The organism is Gluconacetobacter takamatsuzukensis, from assembly GCF_014174275.1.
Taxonomy (GTDB): domain Bacteria; phylum Pseudomonadota; class Alphaproteobacteria; order Acetobacterales; family Acetobacteraceae; genus Gluconacetobacter; species Gluconacetobacter takamatsuzukensis.
On record NZ_JABEQK010000012.1, the window covers coordinates 100,054 to 111,435 of the forward strand.

Here is an 11,382-nt window from a genome sequence, read left to right on the forward strand (position 1 = left end):
ATTGATCGCATGGCACGCATGTTCCATCGTTGACAACAGGTCAATACCACACGGTCCGTCGGGTCGTGCAAGCCTTTGATCGCCATGCCGATCGGGCGCGGCCGCGGCGGGTTCAGGCAGGCGCGAGCCCGCGCGCGGCGGGGGCGGCCGCCGGGTGGCCGGTTTCGCCCAGGATCGCGGCCATCAGGCCGGGGAAGCGCCGGTCCAGCGCCGCGCGGCGCAGGCTGTTCATATGTTCCACGCCCTGGCTGGTCGTGTGCAGCACCCCCGCGGCACGCAGGATGCGGAAATGATGCGACATGCTGGATTTCGGCCGGCCGAAGCTCAGGTCGCCGCAATTCATGGGCGCGGCGCTGGCAGCCAGCGCCTGGACGATGCGCAGGCGATAGGGATCGGACAGCGCGTGGAAGATCGCCTCCAGGGACAATGTCTCTTCATCCGGATGAGAAAAGCCGATTTCGTCTCTTGCCATGACGCCTACTCTATCCGAAATGTCGTTTGTTCGATAAAAATGGAACTAAGCCTTCCCGCTGGGGAAGGCGGAGGAAAGGGAACAGGGATGGCTCATCTCTTTACGCCATATACGCTGGGCGACGTGACGCTGCGCAACCGGATCGCGGTTTCGCCCATGTGCCAGTATATGGCCCAGGACGGCGTGGTGAACGACTGGCACCATGTGCATCTGGGCACGCTGGCGCGCGGCGGCGCGGGGCTGGTGGTGGTCGAGGCCTCGGCCGTTTCGCCCGAGGGCCGGATCACGCCCGGCGATGTCGGGATCTGGCGTGACGATCAGGCCGAGGCCCTGGCGCCGATCGCGCGCGCGATTGCCGAGGCCGGCGCGGTACCGGGCATCCAGATCGCCCATGCCGGGCGCAAGGCCAGCGCCAACCGCCCGTGGGAAGGCGACGACCACATGCCGGAATCCGACCCGCGGGCCTGGCAGCCCATCGCGCCCTCGGCGGTGGCGTTCGGCGCCAACCTGCCGCGCCAGCCGCGCGCCATGTCGGTCGCGGAGATCGAGCGGGTGCGGCAGGATTTCGTGGCGGCCGCCATCCGCGCGCGTGAGGCCGGGTTCAGGTGGCTGATGCTGCATTTCGCGCATGGATATCTGGCGCAGAGTTTCTTTTCTCCATTTGCCAATCAACGGACCGACGCCTATGGCGGTTCCGCCGAAAACCGGGCGCGCTTCCTGGTCGAGACCCTGCGCGCGGTGCGTGCGGTGTGGCCGGAGAACCTGCCGCTGTCGATCCGGCTGGGCGTGACCGAATTCGCCGGCGACGACGAGGCGATGCTGGCCGAGGCGCTGGCCATGCTCCGGGTCATGAAGACGGAGGGGCTGGGCTTCGTGGATGTGTCGATCGGCTTCGACACGCCGACCGCGCAGATTCCGTGGGGCCCCGGCTTCCTGGGCGCGATCGCGGGGCAGGTGCGGCGCGAGACGGGGCTGCCGACGGCGACAAGCTGGAATGCCGCCAGCGCGCCGCAGCTGGCCGATGCGATGGTGCGCCAGGGCGAGGTGGACCTGGTCATGGTCGGCCGTCCGCTGCTGGCCGATCCGCACTGGCCCTATGCGGCCGCGAAGGCCTTGGGACACGAGGACGCCGCGTCGGTGCTGCCGCCGCCCTACGCCCACTGGCTGGCACGCTATCGCTGAAAGCCTCGCCGCCGGCGCCCTGCCGCGCGGAAACCACGGGGAGGGCGCGCCTGCGGGCCGCCCCCATCGTGGCGCGGTCTGATGAACAAAAATACATCCAGATATATCTTGATTTCCGATATATCTGGATGCATATCGGGACCATGAAACACAGAAACAGACATGATGGCGGTCGCGATCGCCGGGTTTTTTCCGCTGACGGGCCGTCCGGCTTCATGGGGCCGGGCCGGCATCACGGCCGGGGCGGCGGCGGGCGCCGCGGGGGCCGCAACCGGCTGCTGGATTACGGCGAGATGCGCCTGCTGGTGCTGAGCCTGATCGCCGACAGCCCGACCTATGGCTACGAGCTGATCCGCACCATCGAGGAGCGGTTCGGCGGCAGCTACACGCCCAGCCCCGGCGTGATCTACCCGACGCTCACCTGGCTGGACGAAGCGGGCTATGTCCGCCTGGCCGAGGAAGAAGGCCGCAAGAGCTATCACATCACTCCGGAGGGCCAGGCCTTCCTGGCCGCCAATCGCGCGGGGCTGGACGAAATTCTCGCCCGCTCCGCAGCCGCGGGCGCTGAAGGCGGCGGGCGGCGGAACATCCCCGTACCGGTGATGCGCGCCATGGAAAACCTGAAGACGGCATTGCGGCTCCGCCTGCGCAATGGCGGTCTCGATGCCGAAACCGGACAGAAGATCGCCGACCTGCTCGATGCCGCCGCCCGCGAGATTGGGCAGGCATGACAAGAGAGGAGACGGAGATGAACGATTTCGAATTTTCCAGCACTCCCGGCGCCGGCCCTGCGATCCAGCGGGTGCGGCATGAGCTGAGGCGCCGCAACCTGGCGGTCGCGTCCGTGGAGCGCCTGACCCCGCACATGATCCGGGTGACGCTGACCGGTGCGGATCTCGACGGGTTCGTCAGCGCGTCGCCCGACGATCACATCAAGATTTTCATTCCCGGCCGCGATGGCGCCGTGACGCGGCGGGATTACACGCCGCGCCGCTATGATGCGCGGGCGGGGACCCTGATCCTGGATTTCGTGAACCATGATGGCGGCCCCGCCGCCGCCTGGGCACGGGCCGCCAGGGCCGGAGACCGGCTGGAGATCGGCGGTCCGCGCGGGTCGCAGGTCATCACCGGCCCCGTGGATCGCTGGCTTCTGGTCGGGGACGAGACGGCGCTGCCCGCCATCGGCCGCCGGGTGGAGGAACTGTCGGCCCATGACAGCGTCACGACGGTGGTGACGGTGCCCGGCGCCGATGACGAACAGGTTTTCGCGACATCCGCCCGCCACGAGGCGCACTGGGTGCATCGCCCCATGGCGGAGGCGGACCAGGCGCAGGGCGTTCTGGACGTGCTGGCCGGGATCGACATTCCGGAGCGCACCTTCGTCTGGGTCGGGGCCGAGGCCCGCGTGGCGAAAGCCGTGCGCCGCACCCTGCTGGAAGAGCGCGGGCTCTCCCCGTCCTGGATCAAGGCATCGGGCTACTGGCTCAAGGGGACGGCCGATGCATCGGTAAAAGATGTGGAGGAGAGCGCCTGACCGAGACTCAGGCGCGCGGAGCGTGACTGGAAATGTGGGCTGGCGAGCGAGAGTGCCGCGCAGCGGCACGGCCGTCATGTGTTTCCGAGCATCGGAGCGGAGCGGCCTTATGGGCCGTCCGCCGCGAAGCGCAGGAAACGCGCGTCGGATCGCCGCCGGCACGCATTTCCGGTCACGCTATCTCTGGTCTTCGCGGATGGGGGGCGTGATCGGCGCGCGCACCAGCAGGTAGGGCGGCTGGCGCAGGTCCTTGCCGCCATTGAAGCCCGGCAGGCGGTTCCATTGGCCCAGCGTGCAATAGACATGGCTGGCGGTGACGAAGATCCCGTCCGGCCAGACGATGCGCGGGTCGCGGACCACCACTTCGATCGTGCCGTCCGGTATCCAGCGCATGATGGCGTCATGCTCGCTCGCCGTCAGGTAGAGCCGGCCCTGCGCGTCGGTCGCCATGCCGTCGGTCATGACCTTCTCGCCATGATCGATGATGCCGGCGGCGAGTTGGTCCTCGGTGGCGTCGAAATTCGACAGCAGCGCGGTTGGAATACTGTAGAGGCGGCGGCTGGTCAGCGGCGAATAATAGAGCAGCGCACTGTCCGGGCTGAGCGTGATGCTGTCCACCCCGCCGACCGGAAAGGTCGGGTGCGCGGGGTCGTAGCGCAGCGGGCGCCCGTCCAGTACCGTCAGGAACCCTTTCTCGGCCTGGATCGACGGATGATCGGCCAGCACCCGCCGCTGCCGGCCGGTGGCGATATCGACCACGACCAGCGCCGGCGACGTGCCGAACGAGGAATCCGCGACATAGGCGGTGCCGAGCGCGCCATGGGTCAGGTCGACGCGCAGATCGTTCATGTGGCTGTCGGGCCGCATGGCCGGCGGCTTCAGTACCACGCTGGCGATCAGCCGGTCGGTGGCCGGATCGATGCCGATCACCTTCGCGGCACCCGGCGCGATGGGCCGCCCGACGATCTTGCCGTCGTCGATCGCCCACAGCCGGCCTTTCGTGTCCGTCGTCATGCCGTGGATCGAGATCAGCCGGCGGTCGGGGCTGGCCGAGGAGGGCAGGCTGAGCGCCCTGTCGGGATAGGGCACCAGCACGTTGCCCTTCAGTTCGGCCAGGGTCGCCTTGCTGTGGTTTTCGGCATGGCGCGGAAAGCCGATGAAGATGCGGTTATCCGGCGTGACGGCGATCCCGGACGGGCCGGGGCCATAGAATTCGGCAACGACCTCCAGCGAGCCGGCAGGGACCGTGTCGCCCGACACCGTGCCGGCGCGCGCGCGGCCGGAAAGGGCGGGCAGGATGGCGGCGCCGGCGGCGGCGGCGAAAAGGTCGCGACGATTCAATGGCGTTCTCTCCCGTGTGCTGGTTCAGGGCGGTCCCTGTGCGGGCGCCGTCCTTGCCTCATGCGGAAAATGCCGATCCGCTCGGCGTGGCATGCTTCACCAGACCGGCGATGGTTGCAACAGGGAGAAGGGCGAGGAGGGGATCTCTTTCTTATATTGGTTTTTAATATCACCTTCCTGCGATTGATGTTTGCCTCGGCGGGGGCCGCGATGGGCCTCTGTCGTGATTGCTTCCGATTGGTACAATATCTTACGTTTCGATAAAAAATATGGTTTATATTCATTACTAAATTGTATTAGTCCCTTTCCGGACGCGAGCATATGCTTCCCGCCGCAAGAGAGGGAAGATGAAAAGAATTTCGTATATTTTCGATATTTATGCCCGGTTTTCCTGCGGGTCGATGAACGGCGCCTGACATTATGGAACATCTATTGAAAAAGAAGCAGATCATTGTCGTGCTGGGGATGCATCGCAGCGGAACAAGCGCCATCACCTATGGCCTGCGGGCGATGGGCGTCTCGCTGGGCGACCATTTGCTGCCCGCCGCCGCGGATAACGGGAAAGGGTTCTGGGAAGACCTCGATTTTATCGACCTGAATACGGAAATGCTCGCGGCCCTGGGCCGCGACTGGCGCTCCTTGCAGTCCGTGACCGATCAGGATGTCGATTGCCTGCGTGCCAGTGGCTATGTTTCGAAATCCCTTCAATTGCTGAAAGAAAAGACGGCGAATGTCTCCGCCTTCGGCTTCAAGGACCCGCGCACGACAAAACTTCTTCCGTTCTGGAAGCGTATTTTCGAAGAATCGCCCTTCGACGTCAAATATATCCTGGCCAGCCGCAACCCGTTGAGCGTCGTCCGCTCCCTGGGGAAAAGAGACGATCTGCCCAGGGAAGTCTCCTACATGCTGTGGCTCGAATACATGATGGCCGCGCTGTGCAATCTCGGCGACGCCCACGCCGTGCTGGTCGATTACGACACGCTGGTTTCCGCGCCGGGGCAGGAGTTGAAACGGGTTTCCGACCGGCTCGGCCTTGTGCTGGACCCGCAGGAAGTCGAGAAATATTGCGACGGATTTATCGAGAAAGACCTCCGGCATACGCATTTCGACAGGAACGATGTCTGTGCGGATGACGCCGCGGTGCCGCTGGTCCAGGATGTGTATTCATTCCTTCTCGACGTGCAGGCCGGCAGAACCAGTATCGAGGCCGGTATGGAATCGGGCCTGTTCCGGAAATGGAAAGACAGGCTGGATCGCACGCAGCCGCTCCTGAAACTGATCGACAGGTGGCACATCGATATCGAAAATGCCTCCGATAAAATCGAGGCGTTCGAGATCAATGCGCGGGCCTCCGACATGGTCTTCGGCCGCATCATCGCAATCCTGAAGACAGTGAATCGATCGGGCCGCAGAGCGTGGTTTCGCCTGCGCACGCGCCGCTGGTGCCGGTTCGGCTAGACGCCCCGCGCAGGGCCTACAGGAACGAGACCGGATCGATATCGACATCGATCCGTGCGCCGCGTTCGGGGGGCACGCGCTCCAGCCATTCCCGCACGATCGGTTGCAGCGCGATCTCGCGCCGGGCGCGCAGCAGCAGCCGGCGGCGGTGCCGGCCGCGCAGGATGGCCAGCGGGGCGGGTGCCGGGCCCAGAACCTGCAAGCCCTCGCCGCGCGGGGCGCCGCCCCCCAGCGCGCGGGCGGTGGCGTCGGCGGCTTCCGGCGTATCGGCGCTGACGATCAGGGCCGCCAGCCGGCCGAAGGGGGGCCAGAAGCCGGGGCGGCGCTGCTCGGCCTCCTGCCGCATGAAGCTGGCGAGATCGCCCGAAACCAGGGCCTGCATCACCGGGTGCTCGGTGCAATAGCTTTGCAGCAGCACCGTGCCCGGTGCCTCGGCACGGCCCGCACGGCCGGCGACCTGGTGCAGCAGCTGCACCGTGCGCTCTGCCGCGCGCAGGTCGCCGCCGCCCAGCCCCAGATCGGCATCGACGACGCCGACCAGCGTCAGGTGCGGAAAATGCCAGCCCTTGGCGACGATCTGGGTGCCGATCACGAGGTCGACCTCGCGCCGGGCGATCTGCGCCACCGCGTCGGCGGTCGCCGCCGGGCCGGGCAGCGTGTCGCTGGCCATCACCAGCAGCCGGGCATCGGGGAAGGTGGCGCGCGCTTCCTCGGTAATGCGTTCCACGCCAGGGCCGATCGGGGTCAGGCTGGCTTCGGCATGGCAGGACGGGCAGGTGGGTGGCGTGGGCTCCTGATAGCCGCAATGATGGCAGGTGATCACGCGGCGCGCGCGATGTTCCACCAGCCAGGCGGTGCAGTTGGGGCATTGCAGCCGATGGCCGCAGGTGCGGCACAGCGTCAGCGGCGCATAGCCGCGACGGTTCAGGAACAGCATCGCCTGTTCGCCGCGTTCCATCGTCGCCCGCATCGCCTCGGTCAGCAGGGGCGACAGGAACAGCCCGCGCTCGGGCGGGTGGGCGCGCATGTCCACGGTCCGCACCTCGGGCATCGCGGCGCCCCCATGGCGCGCGGTCAGCGCCAGATGGCGGTAGCGGCCGGCGCCGACATTGGCCAGCGTCTCCAGGCTGGGGGTGGCGGAAACCAGGATGATCGGGGCGTGGTCCATGCGCGCGCGCACCACCGCCATGTCGCGCGCATGGTAGGTCACGCCGTCTTCCTGCTTGAAGGCGCTTTCATGCTCCTCGTCGACGATGATCAGTCCCAGTTCCGCGAAGGGCAGGAACAGGGCCGAGCGCGCACCCACCACCACGCGGGCGCTGCCCTCGGCCACCGCGTGCCAGGTGACGCGGCGCAGGCGGGGGCCGAGGTCGGAATGCCACAGCGCGGGCTCGGCGCCGAAACGGCGGGCGAAGCGGCCGGTCCATTGCGCCGACAGGGCGATTTCCGGCAGCAGCACCAGCACCTGCCGGCCGCGCTCCAGGCAGGCGGCAATGGCTTCCAGATAGATCTCGGTCTTGCCCGATCCGGTCACGCCTTCCAGCAGGGTGACGGAAAAGCCGCCCGCGCCGGCCAGGTCGCGCAGGCTCTGCGCCGCCTCCCGCTGGCCGTCGCCCAGGGTCGGCGGGCAATGGGCAGGATCGGGGGCGGCGAACGGGGGGGCGGGCTTCAGTACCACGGCACGCAGCGCGCCGGCATCGGCCAGTCCGCGCACCACGCTTGTGCCCACGCCCGCCCGCCGCGCCAGTTCGGCGCCGGGCAGGGGGCCGTCGCTTCTGGAGATTTCCAGCACCCGGCGGCGGGCGGGGGTGTCGCGCAGCTCGGGCGGCGGCTCTGCCAGGGCCCAGCCCGTCGTCAGGGCCACGGGCGCGGTCGCGGCGGTGCGCAGCGCCATGGCCAGCACCATGCCGGGCGGCGACAGCGTATAGGCCGCGACCCAGTCGACGAAGCGCCGCAGCGCGCCGGGCAGGGGGGGCTGGTCCAGCCGGGAGATCACGGGTTTCAGCCGCCCGTCCGCCACCGGCTTCATCGGCGGGGGGGTGAATTCGGGCGGCAGGGCCGGGGTCGGGTCCCAGACCACGCCGGTTTCGGTCCGGCGGCCCAGCGGCACGCTGACGATGTCGCCCGGTTGCAGGTCGGCCAGCGCGGGCGGCACGGCATAGTCGAACGGGCCGGGAAAGGGCAGAGGCAGCAGCACCGCGACGCGCGGCCGGCCGGCGCTTTCCGGCTTTCGCGCGGGGGGGCGTTTGTCTAGACTCGCGTGTACCATGAGGTTTTTTATCGCCCCGGCCGCCCGCTGTCTCGCCCCGCAATCGTCGCGCGCCGCGCGGCTGCCCCGATGACCGGCGCCGCGCTACGCGATGCCTTCCTGGACTGGATGCGCGACGAGAAGCGGGCGGCGGCGCTGACCCTTACCGCCTATCGGGGCGACCTGGACCGGTTCCTGGCCTTCGTCGGCGCCCATATGGGTGGCGAGGTGGACCTGGCGGTGCTGGACCGGCTGTCGCTGGGCGACCTGCGCGCCTGGCTGGCGTCGGAACATGCGGGTGCCCAGCAGGCGGCGGGCGGCCGCCGCGCGGGCGGGGCGGACCGCGCGGCGCGGACCCGGGCCCGGCGGGTGTCGGCCATGCGCTCGTTCTACCGGTATCTGGCGCGGCACCATGGGGTGCGCAATCCGGCGCCCGGCCTGCTGGCCGCCCCGCGTTTCCGCGCCTCGCTGCCGCGCCCGCTGACGACGGAACAGGCGCTGGAGGTGCCGGACGGGCTGGGCGCCGTCGCCGCCACCCCGATGGCCGAACAGCGCGACCGGGCGCTGTTCCTGCTGCTCTATGGCTGCGGCCTGCGCATTTCCGAGGCACTGGGCCTGGATATCGGCGATCTCGACCGGGCGCTGTCGGCGGGCGGCACGCTGCTGATCCGCGGCAAAGGCGGGCGGGAGCGGCTGGTGCCGATGGTGCCGGCGGTGGCACGCGCCCTTGCGGACTGGCGGGCGCGCCACCCGGCGCCCCTGGTCGGCGCGCCGCTGTTTCCCGGCGTGCGCGGCGGCCGGTTGCAGCCGGCGGTGGCGCAGCGCGCCATGCGGGTATGGCGCGACATGGCGGGCCTGCCCGAGCACGCCACCCCCCATGCGCTGCGCCATTCCTTCGCCACCCACCTGATGGAGGGCGGCGCGGATCTGCGCGTGATCCAGGACCTGCTGGGCCATGCCAGCCTGTCGACGACCCAGCGCTATACGCTGGCCGACGAGGCGCGGCTGATGCAGGTCTGGGCCGGTGCCCACCCGCGCGCCGCCGGGCGCAACCCGTCGCGGGAGGAAGAAACAACAACAGGGAAGAACCAGCCATGATCACCGCCGCCGGCCGCATGCCGTATCCGCCGATCGAGCCCTATCGCAGCGGCATCCTGGACACGGGCGACGGCCACCGCGTGTACTGGGAACTGTGCGGCAATCCGGACGGGATTCCCGTGGTGTTCTTGCATGGCGGCCCGGGCGGCGGATGCACGCCGGCCCACCGGCGGCTGTTCGACCCCGCGCGCTACCGCATCCTGCTGTTCGACCAGCGCGGCTGCGGCCGGTCGAGGCCCCATGCCGGGCTGGACAACAACACGACCTGGCACCTGGTCGAGGATATCGAGCGCCTGCGCGTACTGACGGGCGCGGAACGCTGGGTGGTCTTCGGCGGCTCCTGGGGCTCCACCCTGGCCCTGTCCTATGCCGAGACGCATCCGGAGCGAGTGACGGGCCTGATCCTGCGCGGGATCTTCACCCTGCGGCGGTCGGAATTGCTGTGGTATTATCAGGAGGGTGCGTCCTGGCTGTTCCCCGACAAGTGGGAGCGGTTCCAGGCGCCGATCCCGGTCGCGGAGCGCACCGACATGATGGCGGCCTATCGCCGCCGCCTGACCGACCCCGACCGGGCGGTGCGCGTCGAGGCCGCCGTGGCCTGGAGCCTGTGGGAGGGAGAGACCCTGACCCTGCGCCCCGCGCCGACCCTCTCCGCCCAGCATGCCGACGAGGCATACGCGCTGGCCTTCTCGCGGATCGAGAACCATTATTTCGTCCATGCCGGTTGGCTGAAGGAGGGGCAACTGATCCGCGACGTGGAGCGGATCCGCCATATTCCGGCGGTGATCGTGCAGGGGCGCTACGATATCGCCACCCCCATGCGCACGGCGTGGGACCTGCATCGCGCCTGGCCCGAGGCCGATTTCCACCTGGTGGACGATGCCGGCCATGCCGTTTCGGAACCGGGCATCCAGACCGCGCTGCTGGACGCCACCGACCGCTTTGCCGCCGGCGGCTGAACGCGCGCCGGCCCGCGCGGGGCGATGGCGGGCCCGGCTGGCGGTGCTGCTGGGCCTGCTGCCGGCCCCTGGTCTGGCGCAGGACGCGGCACCGGTGCCCTGTGCCGTCACCCGGGTCGCGCGCGTCCCGCTGCGCGACGACGGCGGATACCTGTCGGTGCCGGTGTCGATCGCCGGCCGTACCGCGCGGGGGGCGTACAGCCTGGTGGTCGATACCGGGGCCGAGGGCGGGCTGGTCAGCGCCCGGGTGGCGCAGGCGCTGGGGCTGGCGGTCGATTCCGGGCGCAGCACCGTGCTGTACGGCACCGGCGGCGCGGGCGGGATGGTTCCCAACGTGCTGATCGCCGCCCTGCGCCTGAACACCGAGGACGGGCAGGGGCTGGATCTGGGCCCGCTCTCGACTCCGGTGGGCGAGTTGCCGGGGCAGCCGATGATTACGCCCCCGGTCGCGGGGCTGCTGGGCGGTGACGTGCTGTCGCGCTTCGACCTGGAATTCGATGTCGCGGGCGGCTGGCTGTCGCTGTGGCGCGTGCAGGGCGAGTACGATGCGTGTCGTGCCGCGCCGGCCTGGCGCGGGGCTTACGGCACCGTGAAGCTGCTGCGCGAGGGCCATCGCGTGGCGGTCGAAGTGGAACTGGACGGGCGGCCCCTGACCGCCCTGGTCGATAGCGGGGCACGTTCGCGCATTCTCTCGATCGAGGCGGCGAAGCGGGCAGGGGTGTCGGAGGATCGTCTGGCGGCCGATCCGGGGGGCGAGACCAGCGGCGTCGACGGCCGGCCGGTTCTGTATCACTGGCACCGTTTCGGCAGCCTGCGCGTGGGGGCCGAGGTGGAACAGGCGCCGGTACTGACGGTCTCGCGGCTGCGGGACCGGGTGGACATGCTGCTGGGGGCGGACTGGTTCGCCCGGCACGATGTCTGGATATCCTACGCCACCGGCCGGATGTTCACGCGGCCGGCCCGGCGGTAGCGGGTCGCGACGGGGGGGGGGGGCCCCCCCCCCCCCCCCCCCCCCCCCCCCACACGATGGGGGTGGGGGAGCCGGTAAATAACCCCCCCCCCAGGGTAGCATTAAGGGCCCCCCAGGGGG

Annotated in this window: 10 protein-coding genes; 7 read left to right on the forward strand and 3 right to left on the reverse strand. The window is 69.3% G+C overall.

Annotated elements, in window-relative coordinates:
• Positions 1-112 precede the first annotated feature (112 nt).
• Positions 113-472, reverse strand: coding sequence for an ArsR/SmtB family transcription factor (locus HLH27_RS14515; RefSeq protein ID WP_182950752.1), 360 nt, complete (start codon positions 470-472; stop codon positions 113-115).
• An 87-nt stretch (positions 473-559) separates the two neighbouring features.
• Between HLH27_RS14515 and HLH27_RS14520 the strand changes: the two genes are divergently transcribed.
• The 3 genes from HLH27_RS14520 (at position 560) to HLH27_RS14530 (ending at position 3,188) form a co-directional block, all read left to right on the forward strand.
• The gene (locus HLH27_RS14520) at positions 560-1,654 is read left to right on the forward strand and encodes an NADH:flavin oxidoreductase/NADH oxidase (protein WP_182950753.1); all 1,095 of its coding nucleotides are present in this window, start codon (positions 560-562) and stop codon (positions 1,652-1,654) included.
• Between the two features lie 143 nt (positions 1,655-1,797).
• Positions 1,798-2,385: a PadR family transcriptional regulator gene (locus tag HLH27_RS14525; RefSeq protein WP_182950754.1), complete on the forward strand. Its 588-nt coding sequence runs from the start codon at positions 1,798-1,800 to the stop codon at positions 2,383-2,385.
• A 17-nt stretch (positions 2,386-2,402) separates the two neighbouring features.
• Complete coding sequence (locus HLH27_RS14530; RefSeq protein WP_182950755.1) at positions 2,403-3,188, forward strand: siderophore-interacting protein; 786 nt, start codon at positions 2,403-2,405, stop codon at positions 3,186-3,188.
• A gap of 177 nt (positions 3,189-3,365) precedes the next feature.
• Here the strand turns inward: HLH27_RS14530 and HLH27_RS14535 are convergent, their stop codons facing one another.
• Positions 3,366-4,529, reverse strand: a complete 1,164-nt coding sequence (locus HLH27_RS14535; protein ID WP_182950756.1) for an L-dopachrome tautomerase-related protein — start codon at positions 4,527-4,529, stop codon at positions 3,366-3,368.
• Positions 4,530-4,961: 432 nt separating this feature from the next.
• On the opposite strand from HLH27_RS14535, the gene HLH27_RS14540 reads away from it, so the two are divergent.
• Entirely contained in the window at positions 4,962-5,987 is a 1,026-nt protein-coding gene (locus tag HLH27_RS14540) for a sulfotransferase family protein (RefSeq protein ID WP_182950757.1), read from the forward strand.
• Between the two features lie 16 nt (positions 5,988-6,003).
• On the opposite strand, the gene HLH27_RS14545 is transcribed toward HLH27_RS14540, so the two are convergent.
• On the reverse strand, positions 6,004-8,256 hold the full coding sequence (locus HLH27_RS14545) for a primosomal protein N' (RefSeq protein WP_182950758.1): 2,253 nt from the start codon (positions 8,254-8,256) through the stop codon (positions 6,004-6,006).
• Between the two features lie 69 nt (positions 8,257-8,325).
• On the opposite strand from HLH27_RS14545, the gene HLH27_RS14550 reads away from it, so the two are divergent.
• The 3 genes from HLH27_RS14550 to HLH27_RS14560 are packed head-to-tail and all read left to right on the forward strand — an operon-like array spanning position 8,326 to position 11,262.
• Positions 8,326-9,333 carry a tyrosine recombinase XerC gene (locus tag HLH27_RS14550; RefSeq protein ID WP_182950759.1) on the forward strand — a complete coding sequence of 336 codons (1,008 nt, stop codon included), beginning with the start codon at positions 8,326-8,328 and terminating at the stop codon, positions 9,331-9,333.
• The gene (gene pip, locus HLH27_RS14555) at positions 9,330-10,292 is read left to right on the forward strand and encodes a prolyl aminopeptidase (RefSeq protein WP_246375917.1); all 963 of its coding nucleotides are present in this window, start codon (positions 9,330-9,332) and stop codon (positions 10,290-10,292) included. Before HLH27_RS14550 ends, pip begins: the two co-directional genes overlap by 4 nt.
• Positions 10,276-11,262 (forward strand): pepsin/retropepsin-like aspartic protease family protein, encoded by a 987-nt coding sequence (locus HLH27_RS14560; RefSeq protein ID WP_246375918.1) that lies wholly within the window; start codon positions 10,276-10,278, stop codon positions 11,260-11,262. Before pip ends, HLH27_RS14560 begins: the two co-directional genes overlap by 17 nt.
• Positions 11,263-11,382: the final 120 nt, after the last annotated feature.